The following is a 19237-nucleotide window of genomic DNA, read 5'->3' as shown; positions in this document are numbered from 1 at the left end:
TCTATTTGGGCTTGGTTATTTGTAATGCCCAATCTGGAATTTGATTTATATCGATATCGAAAACTATCTGACCGTAATAGAATACAAATAGGCTAAGAAGTATTACAGCTACAATATTTAATACAAATCCTGCTTTTATCATTTGCATTACGCTTATTCGATTAGTTCCAAATACGATAGCATTTGGCGGTGTTGCAACAGGTAGCATAAACGCTAAAGATGCGGCAAAAGTTGCAGGTAGCATTAATAAAAGAGGATTTACTTTTATGCTCACAGCTATACCTGCTAATATTGGTAAAAACATTTCTGTTGTCGCGGTATTTGATGTTAACTCTGTTAATACTGACATAATTAATGCTACTCCAAACAAAATAAGTAGTGGAGGATATTGATCGAGGAATATTAATTGTTTGCCTATCCATAAACTTAATCCTGAATGAATAAATCCTCCGGCTAAAGCAAAGCCTCCACCAAAAAGAAGAACGATATGCCAAGGAAGTTTTGGGATTATTTTTTGGTCGAGTAGTTTTTCTCCTTTTTTATTTTTTGAAGGTATTATAAAAAGAGCGATTGCTACAAAAATAGCTACAGTCCCGTCATTTATATATGATTTATTTGGAAAAAAGTGATCCCAGCCAATTATATTAAAGTTTCCAATAGAAATTCCTGATCTACTAACCCAAAGGAATGCTAAAATAATAAATAGAATAAAAATAATTTTTTCTTCAAAACTGGCTTTTCCAAGAGCTTTATATTCTTGTTTAAAAATTTCATCGTCGAATTCTACATCTTTATTTTTCGGATGAAACAAAAAGTATAACCATCCGAAAATGAAAATAAATAAAACCATGCTCAAAGGTAATGCAAAGGTAAACCAGTCGGAAAAGCTGATTTCAGGGGCTTCAGGGAAAATGATTGCAAAAATTCTTGCAAAAGAAAGATTGGGAGGAGTGCCAACTAAAGTAGCTATTCCCCCAATAGAAGCACTATATGCAACCCCAAGCAATAATGCAAGAGAGTAATTCGCCGCATCTTTTTTGTCTAGTTTTTCTTCAAGTTTTATTAGAACAGAGAGAACAATAGGAACCATCATCATTGCAGTAGCCGTATTCGATATCCACATTGATAGAAAGGCTGTTGCAAACATAAATCCGAATAAAATGCGAGCCGGACCTCCACCAATTAATAGCAGAATTTTTAGTGCAATACGTTTATGCAATTCCCATTTTTCCATGGCCAATGCCATTAGAAATCCACCAATAAACAGGAAGATAATATGGTTGAAATAGGTGGATGAGACGTCTTTTCCATTCATAATACCTAATAGAGGAAAGGCAGCTACGGGTATTATTGCTGTAATAGCTAAGGGAACGGCTTCACTTATCCACCACGATGCCATGAGAATAGCAATTCCTAAGGTTTTGGCAATTAGTGGATTTTCTGGTACTAAGTCTGAAAAAAAGATTAAGTATATACTTAAGAGAGGGGTGATTATAAAACTCCAAAAAATCTTACTTTTTAAAAACTTAAGCATAATGTAAGCAGTGTTTTCTGCTAAGTTATTATAAATTATTAGAATGAAAAATGATGATATTGATTATTTAGTACTAAATGTAGATTATAATTCAGGTGAAATTGATTTTTGCACCTGCTAATTTTTTATATTCGCAGGCTATAGTAAAATGAATAATAACGAATTAAATTTACATAAATGAATAAGTTAGCCGTTGTGGCTTTTGGAGGAAATGCACTTCTTAAAAGCAATCAAAAAGGAACAATTAATGAACAAGAAGCTAATGTTTACGAGACTTGTACACATTTGCTCGATCTTATTAATTTAGGGTACGATATAGTAATTGGTCACGGTAATGGACCTCAGGTAGGAAATGTATTGCTTCAGCACGAAGCAGGTGAGAAGACTTTTGGTATTCCTAAATTGCCTATAGATGTTTGTGTGGCAGAAACGCAAGGATCTATTGGATATATGATAGAACAACAGTTACGTAATGTGCTTTATAAAGCCGATATGGAACGTGATATTATTACTATTATCACTCAAGTTTTGGTAGATAAAGAAGATCAGGCCTTTAAGAATCCTACAAAACCAATTGGTCCTTATTATTCTAAGGAGGAAGCAGAAAAGATAGCTAAAGAAAAAGGTGATGTATTTGCTGAAGATCCACGCGGACGAGGTTTTAGAAAAGTAGTTGCATCGCCAAGACCCGTTCGTATCAATAATAGAAAAACGATAGAAAAAATTGCTCGCGATGGACAAATAGTAGTTACTGTTGGTGGTGGAGGGATTCCTGTGCATTACATAGATGGTAAGCGTTTAGAAGGGATTGATGCCGTTATAGATAAGGATTTAGCGAGCTCTATGTTGGCTTCGCAAATTCGTGCAGATGAGTTTTATATTTTAACAGATGTTCCTAAGGTGTATGTTAATTTTAATACTCCAAAACAAAAAGCACTTGACAGAGTTACAGTAAAAGAAGCAAAACAATATCTATCAGAAGGACATTTTACCGAGGGTAGTATGGCACCTAAAGTTAGAGCTGCCATAGAATTCATTGAAAACGGAGGAAAAAGATGTATAATTACACAAGCATCTGATTTAGGTAAACCTGATTGTGGAACACGTATCGTGTTAAACTAGATGAAATTCTTTAAACGTAAAAGGATGATCAATTTTTGGTCATCCTTTTTTTTATAAACTCCAGTTTTAAGTTGGATAGGAGGAAAGCAAACTCTCATAAGAAAAAGGAGCAGTCATTTTTGATTGCTCTTTTTTTATTGACCTAATAAAATTAATAGGGTAGGAGGCGTTCTTTAGGATTTTTAGGTATAAGATAAAGATTAATATTTAGTCTGTTGTAATGTTGTAAATATTCAATGTAAGTTACAAATGTATACAGTCGTATTTTTATCAAAAAAGTACTGTATTTTGTTTAATATACTAACATTTTGGGTAAATCCCTCGCCTATTTGTATTATATAATATATATTATTGATATTCAGTATTTAATGTGGTTTATATAAAGTGTTTATTTAAATATTTAAAAGTGAAGAGTGATTACTGGTTAAATTATGAAAAATACCACATAAACCACTAATATAGAACTATTTACAAATTTTATATTATTTTATGCTTTAAGTATTTGAATGACAATAGTCTGTGTTACAAATGTAAACGGGAAATTTAAGTGGATTTTGAATAATATTTTGTTTACTTTTGTAAATGATATACGAAATTTACAAAACTAAATAATGATAAAACGGATTAAAAGTCTAATTTCAGTTAAGAATTTAACTGCTTCACAATTCGCAGATTTATTGGGAGTGCAGCGTTCTAATATCTCTCATATTTTATCGGGCAGAAATAAACCCAGTTTAGATTTTATATTAAAGGTAAGTGAACATTTTCCTGCTGTTTCATTAGAATGGCTTATAAAAGGAAAGGGAGAAATGTTTAACATAGAAGATAAAAATGTACATAATGTCCCCTCTCAGCTTAATATTGAAATAGAAAGTTCTACTTTGGATAAGGAAAGGAATATAGAATTTGATAAGGATAGCGAAAGCTCTGTCAGAAAAGAGCTTGAATCTAATGATTTGGAGAATCCTACTAATATTTTATCTAAGGATATAAAAGAAACTATTGTAAGTTCAGCATCGACCAAGGCTGAGATTGAGCAAATAATGGTTTTGTTTAATGATGGCAGTTTTAGGGTGTATAATCCCCAAAAATAAAACTGCCATTTAAAATCAGGTTAAACCCTATTTAAATGACAGTTTGGTATATTTTCAAAAAATACGATTAGAATCTTTCCATTTGAGAAAAGAAGAAAGAAGCCTCAATAGCAGCATTTTCGTCACTATCTGAGCCGTGTACAGCATTCTCTCCAATATTTGTTCCACATTCTTTACGTATAGTTCCTTCAGCGGCATCGGAAGGGTTTGTAGCTCCAATTAACTCTCTATAAGCGTTAACGGCATCATCTTTTTCAAGAATAGCAGCAACAATAGGTCCCGATGACATAAAATTAACTAATTCATCGTAAAATGGTCTTCCCGCATGAACTTCATAAAATTTCATAGCGTCTTCCTTAGAAAGTTTTGTAACCTTCATTGCAACAACTCTAAATCCGGCTTCGGTTATTTTGTATAGAATTTTCCCGGTGCAATTATTTTTAAAAGCTGTGGGTTTAATCATAGTTAGGGTAATATCAGTACTCATTGTCTTAATTTTTGTTAATTTATGCCGTAAAAGTAAGCATTATCTGGAGATGTTTCTAACAAATTGCTTCAAAAAGTTTATTTTTGCTTTTATGTTTTACTAATCTAAATATAACTTAAAAGCTTGAAATACAACGAATATCAAAATATATATAAGCAGCTTATTGAAAAACGAAAAATTGTTTTAACTGCACATGCCAGTCCCGATGGAGATACAATAGGCTCTTGTCTTGCGCTTTATCATTATTTAATTCAATTTGGTCATCAAGTTAAAATAATTAGTCCAAATGTGGCTCCTAAATTTCTACAATGGATTTCTGGCTATGAGCAAATTACAATTTACGATACTCATCCGGGTATTGCCAAGCAAGAGATAGATGAAGCAGAGTTTATTTTCGCCGTCGATTATAATGCTTTTCATCGTACTGGTGAAGGTATGAGTACTCTATTGGAGAATGCATCTGCCGTTAAATTTATGATAGATCATCATCCAAATCCGGCGGATATTTTTGAAGCGAAAATTTCAGATACTTCGGCAAGTTCAACTGCTGAATTGATTTTCCGCTTTATTGAGGATTTGGGGCAATTAGAAAAGATAAATAAGGAGCTTGCAGAGAGCTTATACGTTGGACTTCTTACAGATACAGGATCATTTAGCTTTTCTATAAATAGTGATAAACCATACATTATAGCTGCCTTTTTATATAATACAGGTATAGATATTCAGGCAATTAACCAACGTATTTATAGTGCTTTTACAGAAGGACGCTTACGTTTGACTGGTTATGCAATAAGTGAAAAATTAGTTGTAAATAATGAATTGCGTTTTGCTTATATTTCTTTAACAAAAGAAGATCTAAACCGTTTTGATCACCAAAATGGTGATACTGAAGGCTTGGTAAATTATGCTTTAGGAATTGAAAATATAGTAGCTGCTGCATTATTAACCGAAAAAGATGATAAGATCCGTCTTTCCTTTCGCTCAAAATCAAGTTTTGCAGTTAATAAAATTGCAAATGAATATTTTGAGGGTGGAGGTCATAAAAATGCGGCAGGTGGTAATAGCTTTCTTTCTATGCAGGAAACGATAGAAAAATTAAATAAAATTATTACTCAGTACAAATCCGAAATAAATGCAGTTCAGTTATAATTTATCGAAGGTAATTATCTATACTTTGTTTGTGTTATTTTTTGTCGCTTGTAAAGATGATACTGTTAAGAATAAACAACAGCCTGTTAATTTAGCTGAAATTGAGGAGCAAATGCTGAAGGTTAATACTCAATTGGTTGCTATTGAGGATGAAAGCATTAATAAGCTTATTGAAAGTAAAGCTTGGAAAATGGAGGAAACAGGAACCGGATTACGTTGGATGATTATTGAGAAAGGGAATGGAGAAAAAGCTCAAATAGGTAAAATAGTTAGTTTGGAATATAAAGTATATTTACTTTCTGGTCAGCTAATTTATTCTTCTGAAAATACAGGACTTAAAATTTTTGAGCTTGGACATGGAGGGGTAGAAACGGGTTTGGAAGAAGGGATTTTATTTTTAAAATTAGGCGATAAAGCTCGATTTATCTTACCTTCGCATCTTGCATATGGCTTGCAGGGTGATGGACAATTAATTCCCGCAAAGGCAAGTTTAATATATGAAGTTAAATTAATTGATTTAAAATAGAATGGATACAATTGCTTGGAAAAAATGGAGAGTTTTGCTGATAATTTTAGCTTTTAGTAGCATAATATTATCATCCTGTAGCTATTTTGGTGATTATCCGGGTTTTAAAAAAACAGATTCGGGTTTACTCTATAAATTTCATGAGAAAAACGATGGAAGAAAAGCCAAAGTAGGTGATTATATTACCATTGAGATGCGTTATAAAACAAACGAAGATTCCCTGCTTTTTGATGGAAATGGTAAAACAATACCTATAGAATTAGTAAAGCCTGTTTTCGCAGGTGATATTAACGAAGCATTGTCGATGATGAGTAAGGGTGATAGCGCAACTTTTGTTATTAGAGCTGATTCTTTCTTATTGAAGAATGCGTTTTTAACACGATTACCGGATTTTATTGATGATAAAAGCCGAATTATTTTTGATATACGTATGCATAATGTACAATCCTTAGAGGAGTTAGAAAGGGAAAAAGAATTAGCTAGAATAGAAGGCTTGAAAAATGAAGAAGAAGCAATAAATACTTACATTTTGGAAAATAATATTTCTGTTAACCCCGACATCAATGGTCTTTATTTTGTACCTATTCGTAGGGGAACAGGAAAGCAAGCAATGGCAGGACATCGTGTAAGTGTTCATTATACAGGGAAATTTTTAGACGGTACTGTATTTGATTCTTCTTATAGTCGAGGTAAGCCCATTGAATTTGAATTGGGAAGAGGTTATGTAATCACTGGCTGGGATCAAGGTATTTTAAAAATGAGAAAAGGCGGAAAGGCTTTATTGCTTATCCCTTCTGATATAGGGTATGGTAAAGGTCGTGGCCAGATACCGCCATATACCCCATTAGTGTTTGAAGTAGAATTAATTGATGTAAAATAATAATAAAATAAACTAAAATGAACTGGAAAATTTTAAAAACAAGTGGATTTTTGCTCTTTCTTGTAACCTTTTTTGTGGGATGTAACAATCCACATCCTGATTTTAAAAAAACTGATAGTGGTATTTATTATAAGATAATCAGCAGGGTAGATTCATTAAAAGATATTAAAGCCGACAGTGGGAAGTTTTATATTATGGATATGAATTATGGTACTGCCGATTCTGTTATTTTCAAAAGTGTGCAGAGTCGTGAAAAAATTGTGAAAATGCCTTTTCGCGAGAAAGTTTTTGATGGTGATGTGTGGGAAGCTCTTTCATTGCTAAGTAAAGGAGATAGCGCTCAGTTTATTATTCGTGCCGATTCATTTTTCTTAAAAACCACACGTGCTCCTCAAGTACCTGAAATCTTTAAAGAAAAAAATGAAGTTTATTTCTTTATAAATCTTAAGGATATTAAGACCAAAGAAGAAATGGAAGCTGAGCAAGCCGCTTATGCTAATGCACGTCGTATTGCAGAGCAGATAGAAGTTTCGAAGTTTAAAGCTGATCAAAAATGGACGGGAAAAGCTTTAGAAAGTGGCTTGGAGATTAAAAAGATTAAAAAAGGAAAAGGTCGTAGAGTGAAAGAAGGTGAGTTTATAACTTTCGATTTTGAAATTAGATTTTTAGACGGAAAGCTTGCATATTCTTCTATTGAGTCTAATCGTCCGGCTTCTTACGAATATGGTAAACGGTTTGATACCAAAGGTTTAATGGAAGCTTTGGGAACTATGCGACAAGGTGATGAGGTTGAACTTCTTATTCCTTCTTCTTTAGCTCTTGGTGAAAAAGGACGTCCGGGGATGGTTGAACCATATACCGCATTACATTATTTTGTTCGTTTAACAGATGTTAAAACAAAAGCAGAACATGAGGCTGAACTTGAAGCAAAACGTAAAAATGAAGCTGCAAAACTTGAGGCTGCTCGTTTACAAGAAGCTTCTGTTTTGGCAAAATATATTGCCGATAATGAAATTACCGTTGAGCCTACAGCTAGTGGATTGTACTTTATTTCTACTCTTGAAGGTGATGGTGAACAGGCCGTTGCAGGAGATAAAGTAAAAGTACATTATACTGGTACTTTATTAGATGGAACTAAATTTGATTCTTCTGTTGACAGAGGCCAAGCTTTTGAGTTTGTTCTTGGACAAGGAAAAGTGATTAAAGGATGGGACGAAGGAATTGCAATGATGAAAGTTGGAGGAAAAGCTACGCTTATTTTACCTTCAAGCCTTGCTTATGGCGAACGTCAAGCGGGAGCTTTGATTAAACCTTATTCTCCCTTAAAGTTTGATGTTGAATTACTTGATATCATTAAAGAATAAGATATATTTGGAACTTTGTAAAAGGCGTATTTCTTATTAGAAGTGCGCCTTTTTAAATATTCAGCTTCTTTACTTTTTCTAAATTTGCAGAAATGGATTTAACAAAAGAACAAAAAAAACAGCTTTTAAATAAGCTATTAGGTTTTATATCAGATCATAAAAATCAATTATTCGATGAGATAATACAATACCGTACTCGTTATTTGACGGTTGTCTTGGAAGATATTTATCAGCCTCAAAATGCAAGTGCTGTTTTAAGAACGGCAGATTGCTTTGGTATACAAGATGTTCATATTATTGAAAATAGAAATGAGTATATAATAAATCCTGAAGTTGCTTTAGGTGCATCAAAATGGTTAACACTACATCGTTATAATGAATCTGAAAATAATACATTAAAAGCTATACAAAAGCTTAAAGCAGAGGGTTACAGAATTGTTGCTACTTTGCCGCATACCGATGATATTATGTTGTCGGATTTAGATATGGATAAGAAAACGGCTTTATTTTTCGGAACAGAATTAAAGGGTTTATCGAAAGTTGTTCAAGAACAGGCAGATGTATTTGTAAAAATTCCTATGTATGGGTTTACCGAAAGTTATAATATTAGCGTTTCGGCTGCTTTATGTCTTCAGGAATTAAGCAATAAAATGCGAACAGAAGATATTGATTGGAAATTAAGCGAATCGGAAATTTTGGATGTAAAGTTAGATTGGGCTCGTGCTGTTGTTAAAGAAGCTGATAATGTAGAAAAAACATTGTTTAGCAAATAATTTAAGATTTTTTAAGGGAAAAATATGGACTTTTAACGATTCTGATTGTGAATACACTTGACTATTCGTTATTTCTAATTACCTTTACTTTTTGTATTTATATTAAACGAACTATGCTATGGGAAAAGGAGATAAAAAAACTAGAAGAGGAAAAATTATAATGGGTTCTTATGGAGTAAGAAGACCTAGGAAAACTGAAAAAGCTATAGTTATACCAAAAAAAACTAAAAAAGCAAAAGTTGTAAAAGAAGAGGCTTCGGCTAAAGAAGTGGTTGCTAAAAAAGTTACGACTAAGAAAGCAGTTACTAAAAAAACCTCTACTAAGAAAACCGTTGCTAAAAAAGCTCCTGCCAAGAAAACTACAGCATCAAAAACAACTAAGGCAGTAAAAAAATCAGTAGAAAAAGAATAAGTCTTTTCAACAAATGTTAAAAAAGCCATTCGCCTACCGGCGAATGGCTTTTTATGTAATTGACATTTCTTTATACTGAACCCGAGTAATAATTATTCTTAACTAATTTTTACCTGAATATCACTAAATTGGCGGACTCCGACTAGAAATTCTTTAGGATTAACCTTTAATTTAGATGGTCGTAATGTTAGCCGTTCTTCATTATCAATAATATGAAAATATACATTGGCTTTTCCTGGGTTGTTTATTGCAAAGCTACTTATATCCTGAGCTATTTTGCCTGAAATAGATATAAGAGGAATACCTAAGTCTATTTTGCTTACATACTTATTAAAAACATCAGCAAGTAGTTCTAATTGGATAATTTTTAATTCGTAGTCATCAGTGTCTTTTTTCCACTTTGGCTTTTTAACTTGTGCCTTGACTAATAAAAATTGTCCCATTCTATCTAGTAAGTCTTTGTGTTTTTCAAATTCTTCACCAAAGAGGGTAATGTTAGTACTTCCGGAATAGTCTGTTATTTGAAAAGAGCCAAATGGTTTTCCTGTTTTTGTAATTTTGTTTTTATCGGCAGGAGAAGTAATAACTCCGGCAAATGTAATTGATTGTTCTTTAAACTTGTTTAAGTTATTAGCAAAGGATCCAATTTTTTGATTAGTGAAGTGATTGATTTCTTCCCGAAAATTATCTAAGGGATGTCCTGTTAAATAAAATCCAACGACATCTTTTTCTCTTGCAAGTTTTTCTAACTCAGGCCATTCTTGAACTATAGGAATATTAGGATCGGGGAGTTCAACTGAACCTAAATCGCCAAACAGACTAACTTGTGATGAGTTTTGTTCATCTTGATATTTATGACCAAAGCTAATTACTTGTTCCAAGAAGTTTAGATTATTATCCGATTCTCTATGGAAAAAAGTAGCACGATTAATATTTTCAAAATCATCGAAAGCTCCTGCCAATACCATCGATTCTATGCTCTTTTTATTTACAGCTCTAAGGTTTATTCTCTTTACAAAATCGAAGATATTATTTAGATTTCCATTTTTTTCACGTTCTTCAATCAAGCTTAATACGGCAGCTTCGCCAACACCTTTAATAGCTGCCAATCCAAAGCGAATATTCCCTTGTTTATTAACTGTAAAATTAGTGCGCGATTCGTTAATGCTTGGTCCTAAAACTTTAATCCCCATTCTGTTACATTCGTTAATGAAAAAAGTAACCTTATCAATATTATTCATATTGTTGCTTAAAACAGCAGCAAGGAATTCAGCGGGGTAATTGGCTTTAAGATAAGCAGTTTGAAAAGAAACATAAGAGTAGCAGGTAGCATGTGATTTGTTAAAAGCATATTTTGCAAATGCTTCCCAGTCAGACCATATTTTTTCAATTACCGTATCAATATCTTTGTTAGTCTCTTTACATTCTTTTACAAATTTGGGATTTGCCTTACAACCATCGACAAATAGAACTTTTAATTCATCCATCATCGACTTTATTTTCTTTCCCATTGCTTTTCTTAAAGAGTCGGACTGACCACGTGTAAAACCGGCTAATTTTCTGGAAAGAAGCATAACCTGTTCTTGATAAACAGTAATACCGTATGTTTCTTCAAGATATTCTTGCATCATTGGCAAGTCATACTTTATTTCTTCTATACCATTTTTCCTCTTTGTAAATTGTGGGATATATTCCATTGGTCCGGGACGGTAAAGCGCATTCATAGCTATCAAGTCTTCAAACTTATTGGGTTTGAGTTCTTTTAAATGCTTTTTCATCCCGTCAGATTCAAACTGAAATAAGCCGGTTGTTTCTCCGTTTGAATATAATTCGTAGGTTTTAGTATCCTCTAAGTCAACATTATTGATATCTACATCAATACCTTTAGACAGTTTAATATTTTCGATTGCATTTTTAATAATGGATAAGGTTTTTAATCCCAAAAAATCCATTTTCAACAGTCCAATATCTTCTACATGTTTTCCATCGTACTGCGTTACATATGTTAGTTCCGAATCTTTTGCGGTACTTATGGGAATGTAGTTTTCAAGATCATCTTTTCCAATAATTATACCGCAAGCGTGAGTGCCTGTATTCCGAACAGAACCTTCAAGTTTTTCGGCATATTTTAGAACTTTGGCAGCATCTGTTTCCGACTCTTTTATAGTACGTAATTCTTTAACTTCTTTAAAAGCATCTTTAAGATTTACTCCCGGTCGTTCGGGAATAAGTTTAGCTATTTTGTCGGTTTCTGATAGGGGGTATTGTTGAACTCTTGCTACATCTCGTATAGACGATTTGGCTGCCATAGTACCAATGGTAACAATATGGGCAACTCTTTTTTCGCCATATTTATCAACTACCCATTTTAATATTTTTGATCGTCCTTCATCATCAAAATCAATATCAATATCGGGCATAGAGATACGATCAGGATTTAAAAACCGTTCGAAAAGAAGGTTATATTTTAGAGGGTCTATTTCTGTAATTCTGAGTGAATATGCTACTGCTGATCCGGCTGCTGATCCACGTCCGGGACCTACTATTACTCCCATATCTCTGGCAGCTTTTAGGAAATCCCAAACAATTAAAAAGTAACCCGGGAATCCCATTTTTTTTATGGTGCTTAACTCAAAATCAAGACGCTCAATTATTTCCGGTTTTAAATCTTTTCCCCAACGTAAATAAGCTCCTTCATAAACAATATGTCGCAGATATTCATTTTCATCATTAAAATCATCCGGTAATTTAAAATCGGGCATAATGGGTTTTTTGTTGAGATCGTAATATTCTACTTTGTCAACAATTTCCTTTGTATTAGCTAAGGCTTCCGGGAAATCAGAGAAAAGGGCTTTCATTTCATCTTGAGTTTTAAACCATTCTTGCCCTGTATATTTCATTCTATTTTTATCACTCAGGTATTTTCCCGTGCTAATACATAATAATCTGTCTTGAGCTTCTGCATCTTCTTCATTTAGGAAGTGAACATCATTGGTGGCAATAATTTTTATATTATTCTTTTGCCCTATTTCTACAATTTTATGATTAACAAATACTTGGTCATTATAAACTTTCTCATTTATTTCGGTATTCTTACTCTTATGTCGCATAATTTCAAGATAGAAATCATCACCGAAAATACTTTTATACCACAAAGCTGCTTTTTCAGCTTCTTCAAAGCTGCTATTCATAAGCTTTTGAGAAATTTCTCCACCTAAACAAGCAGAAGTAGCAATTATTCCTTCATGATATTTTTCGATTAACTCCTTATCAATTCTTGGCTTATAATATTGCCCTTCTAACCAAGCTAGAGAAACCATTTTCATCAGGTTATGATAACCAATTTCGTTTTTAGCTAATAATATTAAATGCCAGCCTGAGGCATCTTGTTTTCCTTCCTTTTTTGCTCTCCCTCTGTGAGCAACATAAGCTTCGCACCCAAGAATGGGTTTGATGCCTATTTTAGTCATTGTTTTGTGAAACTGTTTAACCCCGAACATATTGCCATGGTCAGTTATTGCAACTGCTTCCATATTATCGGCTTTGGCCTTTTTTGCTAGTAAATCTATATTTGTTGCACCGTCTAATATAGAATACTGAGTATGTACATGTAAATGAGTGAAAGTGTAATTGAGAGGCTGCTCTATGCTTTGAAAATTCCTCAGATTCTCTCTTGGAATACTATCTTCTTGTTTTGTTTTAGTATCACTATCTTTAAGATCTTGGGGATTATAAGGCTTGGTATTGAGGCCAATAGCTTTAATCGGTTTTGGATTATGTGTTTTAAATGTATTTAACTCTTCATCTTCAAATCCAATTTTTTCTTTTGGAATAACTTGCAAACGAATTAGCTCCAGAAAACAACGTGCTGTTGCTTCTACATCTGCGGCAGCATTGTGTGCCCCACTAAACTTATCTCCAAAGAGTTTTTCGTGTAATTCTTCTAATTTTGGCCACTTAAATCCACCACCACGACCACCTGGTAGAGCACAATATTCTGTTGAATCATCCTTTGTATCAAGAGATTTCCTGCGGTGAAGCTCTGTATTTATTTTTTTTCTTACAAATTCTGCACCTAAAACATTAATGTCAAAATCTACATTATGTCCAACTATATATATGCATTGTTCAAGGGCTTTATTAAACTCTTTTAAAACAAAATCTAAAGCAACACCCTGCTTTTCTGCACGCTCTGTTGTAATACCATGAACTTTTACAACAGCATAGGGTATTTCGTAATTTTCGGGTTTAATAATGAAATTTTTAACTTCGATAAGCTTCCCTCTAACATCATGTAATTGCCAGGATATTTGTACCATACGTGGCCAATTGTCGGTGTCTTTATAACTTGCTTTATAGTTCTTGGGAAGTCCTGTAGTTTCGGTATCGAAAATTAAAAACATAGGTTTTTTTGGATTAAATGAGTAGACAAAAATAGATAAAAAGAATAATTCTTTGGACGATGTTAATAAGTTAATAGGAAGTTGTTTTTGTTGTTATTGATGGAATTTTTGTGATGAAATATCAAGAGGAGGTTTTTCTGTGAAACTCAAATTTCAATAATGCTTGTATTGTTGATGTTGATAATGAATTCATTAATTTGTCTATTTTTGTCGCTAATATTTTTTAATTATTTTATAATGAAAAAACTTTATGCTGTTTTGTTAGGTGGTAAAATTAGAGAAGAGAACCTGATGGAAGATCATCAATTGATTTTTGTAGTTGCTGAGAATGAGAAGGATGCCAGAAAATCAGCCAAATTAAAATGGCCGGAAGCTGAAAGTATTCATGTAGATGGAACTCAGCATATTAGGATAGTAGATGGGTATCAGATTAAAATAGAAAGAAGTGATAATGCCGATGATAAATCGGAGATAAATAATCAATACTCAATTTAAAATTATATGGGATTACAACATTACTTTTCAAGTGATCCGGATAAACGAGCAAGGTTTATCTTTAATTTTATAGCTCCAATATATGGTATGTTGGGTACTTCTGTGGAGCGCAATTTCGAAAGCTCTATTGATATTTTAGAAAACTATATTTCTGTCGAAGGAAAAGATGTGATGGATCTTGGTACAGGAACAGGAGCTTGGGCAGCTAATTTTAAAAGTAGAGGTGCATCTAAGGTCGTTGGTGTTGATTTTGCCGGTAAAATGTTAAATCAAGCAAAAAATAATTATCCAAATATGGAATTTCTTCAGGGTGATGCCGAGAATTTAGAGCAATTTGCCGACAATTCCTTCGATATTGTTACTGCATCTTTTGTGCTGCATGGTGTAAAAGAAGACAAGAGAGCTAATATGTTGCGCGAAATGTATAGAGTATCGCGTAAGCATATTGTTATTCATGATTTTATTGGAGAAACACCACTATTTGTACGCCTTTTGGAGTTTATGGAACGAAGTGATTATAAATTCTTTAAGCAAAACTTTTGTAAAGAATTGGAATTGCATTTTGGTAATGCAAAAAAAATATCAACAAAATCGGGGGTGGGGATTTATATTGCAGAAAAGCAGACTTAGCCTCTTTTGTCTAATTCCTTTTGAAAAAGTTCAACAAACCAAGCGGGAGCACGTAATGGGCGATACGTTTCTTTATCTATAAAAGCTAAAGCGTTTTCTCCGGTATTTATTTTTTCCCCGGCTTCGTTATATATTTCATAAAAAAATGTGATTCTGGCTTTGGGCATTTCTTTGATAATCACCTTAATAGTTAGTAAATCATCGTAAAAAGCAGGGGAGTAGAAGCGCATATTTTGATAAATCAATGGCATAACAACACCTCTTTCTTCAACTTCTTTATAGCTTAATCCCATTTGTTTTATGGCAGCTGTTCTTCCAACTTCGTAAAAAGTAGCATAATGTCCGTTATATACAAATCCCGATGGATCAACTTCGGAATAGCGTACACGTAGGGTTGTAGTAAAATCAAGCATCTTATAATTTTTGGTCAAATGTACATTAATTTTATTATTAGTTAAATTATTAGAGGGATAAAAAATTAGTGAAAAGTGGATTTTTAAAGTAGACATTGTTAGTGTGTAGTCGTATCAAATAAATACATTATCATTTTTAATATAAATCTCAATTTTCACTTTGTAATTGCGTTGAAAATCAATTGATTTGGAATTTCAAAAAACACTTATTATTGGTTGTTAAATCAATAAAAAATATTTACTTTTGCAGCCCGATTAGAAAAAAGTTTAATTAATTGATTATTAACCCGGTTGGTGAGTTTGTGTAATTGGGACAAGGACATTAACCACAGTGTGTCGATAGACATAAAATCACATATGAGTGAAGAACAAAAAAAAGTTGAAGAAACAGCAGAGAATGTTGCTGAAAATCAGGAAGTAACAAAAGCTGAAGCAACTGAGGCTACAGAAGAAGTTAAGGCTGAAACCAAAGAAGAAGTTAAGGCTGAAACTAAAGAAGAAGTTAAAGTCGAAACTAAAGAAGAAGTTGCAGCAGAAGTTAAAGAGGAAGTTGTTTCTGAAACAAAAGAAGAAAAAGTTGAAGAAGAATTTGACTGGGATTCTTTTGGAAAAAAACAAGAAGTTTATACTAAAGCAGAACGCGAAAAATTAGAAAGTGCTTATACTGAGACTTTAAAATCAGTAAATGAGCATGAGGTAATTGATGGTATTGTTGTTGGTAAAAATAATCGTGAAGTAATTGTTAACATTGGCTTTAAATCTGATGGTGTTATTTCTTTATCTGAATTGAGATATAAAACAGATTTAAAAGTTGGTGATACTATAGAAGTATATGTTGAAAGTCAGGAAGACCTTAGTGGACAGTTAATTCTTTCTCACAAAAAAGCACGTACACTACGTTCTTGGGATAGAGTAAACGCAGCTTACGATAATGACGAAATCATTACAGGTTTTGTTAAGAGTCGTACAAAAGGTGGTTTAATTGCAGATGTATTTGGAATAGAGTCTTTCTTACCTGGTTCTCAAATCGATGTTAAACCTATTCGTGATTACGATATTTACGTAGGTAAAAATATGGAATTCAAAGTTGTGAAAATCAACCACGAATTTAAAAATGTTGTTGTTTCTCATAAAGCTCTTATCGAGGATGAATTAGAAGCACAAAAAGCTGAAATTATTGCTAAACTTGAAAAAGGTCAAGTACTTGAAGGTATCGTTAAGAATATTACTTCTTACGGTGTATTCATCGATTTAGGTGGTGTTGATGGTTTAGTTCATATTACTGACTTAAGCTGGGGTAGAATTAATCATCCTGAAGAAGTTGTTAAATTAGATGAAAAGATTAATGTTGTTATTCTTGATTTCGATGAGAATAAGAAACGTATTGCATTAGGATTGAAACAATTAACTCCTCATCCTTGGGATGCTTTAGATACAGAATTAAAAGTTGGTGATAAGATTAAAGGTAAAGTTGTTGTTATTGCCGATTACGGTGCATTTGTTGAAATTCAACCAGGTGTTGAGGGTTTGATTCATGTATCTGAAATGAGTTGGTCACAGCATCTAAGAACTGCTCACGACTTTGTTAAAATTAATGATGAAGTAGAAGCTGTTATTATTACTTTAGATCGCGAAGAGCGTAAAATGTCCTTAGGAATGAAACAATTAATTCCTGATCCTTGGACTGATATTAAGAAAAGATATCCTGTTAACTCTAAGCATAAAGCTACAGTACGTAACTTCACAAACTTTGGAATCTTTGTTGAATTAGAAGAAGGAGTTGATGGTTTAATTCATATTTCTGATTTAAGCTGGTCGAAGAAAATTAAGCATCCTGCAGAATTTACTAAGATTGGAGAAACTTTAGAAGTAGTTGTTATGGATGTTGACGAAGAAAACAGAAGACTTTCTTTAGGCCATAAGCAATTAGAAGAAAACCCTTGGGATGTATTTGAGACTGTATTCGAAATTAATTCTATTCAAAAAGGTACTGTTATTAGTGCTAATGATAAAGGTGCTGTAGTTGCATTACCATACGGTGTTGAAGGCTTCGCTCCATCTCGTCACGCTAAGAAAGAAGATAACAGCAACTTAAAAGTTGATGATGTTCTTGATTTTAAAGTTATCGAATTTTCGAAAGAGAATAAAAAAATCATTCTTTCTCATACTTTCACTTGGAAAGATGAAAAAACTGAGAAAACCGATACTCCTTCCAGAAAATCTTCTACCAAGTCTAAGCGCTCAGCTGTTAAAAAAGTTAACGAAAGCAACGAGAGCACAACTCTTGGAGATATTGCAGGAGAATTAAGTGCATTAAAAACAGCAATGGAAAAATCAGAAAAGAAGAAGTAATTCTTTTTTCCGATTAATATTCTACGGGTCCCATCTTGCATTTGCGAGATGGGACTTTTTTTGTAATTTTTTAAAGCTTGATTTAATTAAAAATTCCCTGTTAACAAAATTAGGTTTTTTACTAATTTACGGTTTTATATCTATATAACTTCGCTTAAAACAAAATCAAAGTCTGATGCAAATTCATTTTATTGCCATAGGTGGAGCGGCAATGCATAATTTAGCTATAGCTCTGCATTTAAAGGGAAATATAGTTACCGGTTCCGATGATGAGATTTTTGAACCTTCAAAATCTCGTTTGGATAAATATGGTTTATTGCCAAAATCATTTGGATGGTTTCCTGAAAAACTATCTGTAAATACAGACGCCGTAATTCTAGGGATGCACGCAAGGGCAGATAACCCTGAACTTTTAAGGGCTAAAGAATTAAGCTTACCTATTTATTCTTATCCTGAATATTTGTATGAGCAATCAAAAAATAAAATTAGAGTGGTTATAGGTGGCAGTCACGGAAAAACTACCATTACTGCTATGGTATTGCATGTGTTAGAAGAATTGGGCTATTCGCCCGATTATATGGTTGGCTCTAAATTAGATGGTTTTGAAGTTATGGTTAAGTTGTCTGATGAATCTAAGATAATGGTGTTAGAAGGAGATGAGTATTTGAGTTCGCCTATTGATCGTAGGCCCAAATTTCATCTCTATAAGCCTAATATTGCATTGTTGAGTGGAATTGCTTGGGATCATATGAATGTTTTTCCAACTTTTGAGAATTATAAAGAACAGTTTGCAATATTTATAAGTTTAATAGAAAAAGATGGAACATTAGTATTCTCTTCGAGCGATAAAAATGTGGTTGAACTTGCAAAAAATAGGAGGAAAGATATAAATGCGTTTGCTTATCACGAATGTGATTCAATTATAAAAGAAGGCAAAACATTTATTATTTATGAGGCTAAGCGATATGAATTACAGGTCTTTGGAAAGCATAATTTACAGAATATTAATGGTGCACGTTATGTTTGTCAGGCTTTGGGAGTAGATCCTACTGATTTTTTTAATGCAATAACTTCTTTTGCCGGCACATCTAATCGCTTAGAGCTTATTGGAAAGAATAAGAATACGGTTATTTATAAAGATTTTGCTCATTCTCCATCTAAATTAAAGGCAACTACATCTGCTGTAAAAGAACAGTTTGGTGATTGTAAATTATTGGCTTGTATGGAATTGCACACTTTTAGCAGTTTAAATAAAGCTTTTCTTTCGCAATATGCCGGCACTATGGATAAAGCCGATATCCCTATAGTTTATTTTAATCCACATACTTTGGAACATAAAAAGCTACCTTCAATTTCTGCAGATGAAGTAAAGCAAGCTTTTGATAATGACAATTTAATGGTATTTACAGATGCTTCTCAGCTTCAAGAATTTTTATTAACCCAAGAATGGTCTAAAATGAACTTGCTTTTGATGAGTTCGGGAAATTTTGGAGGTATGAATTATAAAGCTTTAGCTGAAGATATTTTGAACAGTACAGAGTAGGGAGTGAGGCAACATCACCCACTTGCTATTATATTGATCAGCAGTACTTAAGAAAAGTCT

16 protein-coding genes are annotated in these 19237 nt (G+C 33.0%); 12 read left to right on the top strand and 4 right to left on the bottom strand.

Annotated features, from left to right (window positions below):
- Position 1: 1 nt before the first annotated feature.
- Positions 2-1534 (bottom strand): SLC13/DASS family transporter, encoded by a 1533-nt coding sequence (locus J7K39_03830; protein ID MCD6179013.1) that lies wholly within the window; start codon positions 1532-1534, stop codon positions 2-4.
- Between the two features lie 177 nt (positions 1535-1711).
- Here J7K39_03830 and arcC point away from each other — a divergent pair, with 177 nt between their 5' ends.
- Both arcC and J7K39_03820 read left to right on the top strand, forming a co-directional pair.
- Positions 1712-2656, top strand: a complete 945-nt coding sequence (gene arcC, locus J7K39_03825) for a carbamate kinase (GenBank protein MCD6179012.1) — start codon at positions 1712-1714, stop codon at positions 2654-2656.
- Between the two features lie 611 nt (positions 2657-3267).
- Entirely contained in the window at positions 3268-3750 is a 483-nt protein-coding gene (locus J7K39_03820) for a helix-turn-helix transcriptional regulator (GenBank protein ID MCD6179011.1), read from the top strand.
- Positions 3751-3817: 67 nt separating this feature from the next.
- Here J7K39_03820 and ndk read toward each other — a convergent pair whose 3' ends face one another.
- The gene (gene ndk, locus J7K39_03815) at positions 3818-4237 is read right to left on the bottom strand and encodes a nucleoside-diphosphate kinase (protein MCD6179010.1); all 420 of its coding nucleotides are present in this window, start codon (positions 4235-4237) and stop codon (positions 3818-3820) included.
- A gap of 123 nt (positions 4238-4360) precedes the next feature.
- Here ndk and J7K39_03810 point away from each other — a divergent pair, with 123 nt between their 5' ends.
- The 6 genes from J7K39_03810 (at position 4361) to J7K39_03785 (ending at position 9341) form a co-directional block, all read left to right on the top strand.
- Positions 4361-5386, top strand: coding sequence for a DHH family phosphoesterase (locus J7K39_03810; protein ID MCD6179009.1), 1026 nt, complete (start codon positions 4361-4363; stop codon positions 5384-5386).
- A complete protein-coding gene (locus J7K39_03805; GenBank protein ID MCD6179008.1) occupies positions 5370-5912 on the top strand; it encodes an FKBP-type peptidyl-prolyl cis-trans isomerase in 543 nt (180 codons plus the stop codon). The genes J7K39_03810 and J7K39_03805 overlap by 17 nt, the downstream gene beginning before the upstream one ends.
- Position 5913: 1 nt before the next feature.
- Complete coding sequence (locus J7K39_03800; GenBank protein ID MCD6179007.1) at positions 5914-6792, top strand: FKBP-type peptidyl-prolyl cis-trans isomerase; 879 nt, start codon at positions 5914-5916, stop codon at positions 6790-6792.
- A 770-nt stretch (positions 6793-7562) separates the two neighbouring features.
- On the top strand, positions 7563-8156 hold the full coding sequence (locus J7K39_03795) for an FKBP-type peptidyl-prolyl cis-trans isomerase (GenBank protein ID MCD6179006.1): 594 nt from the start codon (positions 7563-7565) through the stop codon (positions 8154-8156).
- Positions 8157-8248: 92 nt separating this feature from the next.
- Positions 8249-8929 (top strand): RNA methyltransferase, encoded by a 681-nt coding sequence (locus J7K39_03790; GenBank protein ID MCD6179005.1) that lies wholly within the window; start codon positions 8249-8251, stop codon positions 8927-8929.
- A gap of 118 nt (positions 8930-9047) precedes the next feature.
- The gene (locus J7K39_03785; GenBank protein MCD6179004.1) at positions 9048-9341 is read left to right on the top strand and encodes a 30S ribosomal protein THX; all 294 of its coding nucleotides are present in this window, start codon (positions 9048-9050) and stop codon (positions 9339-9341) included.
- 98 nt (positions 9342-9439) lie between these two features.
- On the opposite strand, the gene dnaE is transcribed toward J7K39_03785, so the two are convergent.
- On the bottom strand, positions 9440-13744 hold the full coding sequence (gene dnaE / locus J7K39_03780) for a DNA polymerase III subunit alpha (protein ID MCD6179003.1): 4305 nt from the start codon (positions 13742-13744) through the stop codon (positions 9440-9442).
- Between the two features lie 237 nt (positions 13745-13981).
- Between dnaE and J7K39_03775 the strand changes: the two genes are divergently transcribed.
- Both J7K39_03775 and J7K39_03770 read left to right on the top strand, forming a co-directional pair.
- Positions 13982-14239, top strand: a complete 258-nt coding sequence (locus J7K39_03775; protein MCD6179002.1) for a DUF1543 domain-containing protein — start codon at positions 13982-13984, stop codon at positions 14237-14239.
- A 6-nt stretch (positions 14240-14245) separates the two neighbouring features.
- On the top strand, positions 14246-14869 hold the full coding sequence (locus J7K39_03770; protein ID MCD6179001.1) for a class I SAM-dependent methyltransferase: 624 nt from the start codon (positions 14246-14248) through the stop codon (positions 14867-14869).
- Here the strand turns inward: J7K39_03770 and J7K39_03765 are convergent.
- Positions 14866-15282: an acyl-CoA thioesterase gene (locus tag J7K39_03765; GenBank protein ID MCD6179000.1), complete on the bottom strand. Its 417-nt coding sequence runs from the start codon at positions 15280-15282 to the stop codon at positions 14866-14868. The two genes, J7K39_03770 and J7K39_03765, sit on opposite strands and share 4 nt — an antisense overlap.
- Positions 15283-15639: 357 nt before the next feature.
- On the opposite strand from J7K39_03765, the gene rpsA reads away from it, so the two are divergent.
- Positions 15640-17634, top strand: a complete 1995-nt coding sequence (gene rpsA, locus J7K39_03760; GenBank protein MCD6178999.1) for a 30S ribosomal protein S1 — start codon at positions 15640-15642, stop codon at positions 17632-17634.
- Between the two features lie 175 nt (positions 17635-17809).
- Positions 17810-19177 carry a peptidoglycan synthetase gene (locus J7K39_03755; GenBank protein MCD6178998.1) on the top strand — a complete coding sequence of 456 codons (1368 nt, stop codon included), beginning with the start codon at positions 17810-17812 and terminating at the stop codon, positions 19175-19177.
- Positions 19178-19237: the final 60 nt, after the last annotated feature.

Source organism: Bacteroidales bacterium (genome assembly GCA_021157585.1).
In the GTDB taxonomy this organism is placed as follows: Bacteria; Bacteroidota; Bacteroidia; order Bacteroidales; family UBA12170; genus UBA12170.
This window is presented reverse-complemented; position numbering and strand designations above follow the sequence as displayed.

What these genes read in the sequence shown, in the direction of transcription:
- J7K39_03790 (MCD6179005.1), top strand. Translation starts at nt 8,249, where the DNA reads ATGGATTTAACAAAAGAACAAAAAAAACAGCTTTTAAATAAGCTATTA.
- J7K39_03755 (MCD6178998.1), top strand. Translation starts at nt 17,810, where the DNA reads ATGCAAATTCATTTTATTGCCATAGGTGGAGCGGCAATGCATAATTTA.
- J7K39_03775 (MCD6179002.1), top strand. Translation starts at nt 13,982, where the DNA reads ATGAAAAAACTTTATGCTGTTTTGTTAGGTGGTAAAATTAGAGAAGAG.
- J7K39_03820 (MCD6179011.1), top strand. Translation starts at nt 3,268, where the DNA reads ATGATAAAACGGATTAAAAGTCTAATTTCAGTTAAGAATTTAACTGCT.
- J7K39_03830 (MCD6179013.1), bottom strand. Translation starts at nt 1,534, where the DNA reads ATGCTTAAGTTTTTAAAAAGTAAGATTTTTTGGAGTTTTATAATCACC.
- J7K39_03805 (MCD6179008.1), top strand. Translation starts at nt 5,370, where the DNA reads ATGCAGTTCAGTTATAATTTATCGAAGGTAATTATCTATACTTTGTTT.
- arcC (MCD6179012.1), top strand. Translation starts at nt 1,712, where the DNA reads ATGAATAAGTTAGCCGTTGTGGCTTTTGGAGGAAATGCACTTCTTAAA.
- J7K39_03785 (MCD6179004.1), top strand. Translation starts at nt 9,048, where the DNA reads ATGGGAAAAGGAGATAAAAAAACTAGAAGAGGAAAAATTATAATGGGT.
- ndk (MCD6179010.1), bottom strand. Translation starts at nt 4,237, where the DNA reads ATGAGTACTGATATTACCCTAACTATGATTAAACCCACAGCTTTTAAA.
- J7K39_03800 (MCD6179007.1), top strand. Translation starts at nt 5,914, where the DNA reads ATGGATACAATTGCTTGGAAAAAATGGAGAGTTTTGCTGATAATTTTA.
- dnaE (MCD6179003.1), bottom strand. Translation starts at nt 13,744, where the DNA reads ATGTTTTTAATTTTCGATACCGAAACTACAGGACTTCCCAAGAACTAT.
- J7K39_03795 (MCD6179006.1), top strand. Translation starts at nt 7,563, where the DNA reads ATGCGACAAGGTGATGAGGTTGAACTTCTTATTCCTTCTTCTTTAGCT.
- rpsA (MCD6178999.1), top strand. Translation starts at nt 15,640, where the DNA reads ATGAGTGAAGAACAAAAAAAAGTTGAAGAAACAGCAGAGAATGTTGCT.
- J7K39_03770 (MCD6179001.1), top strand. Translation starts at nt 14,246, where the DNA reads ATGGGATTACAACATTACTTTTCAAGTGATCCGGATAAACGAGCAAGG.
- J7K39_03765 (MCD6179000.1), bottom strand. Translation starts at nt 15,282, where the DNA reads ATGCTTGATTTTACTACAACCCTACGTGTACGCTATTCCGAAGTTGAT.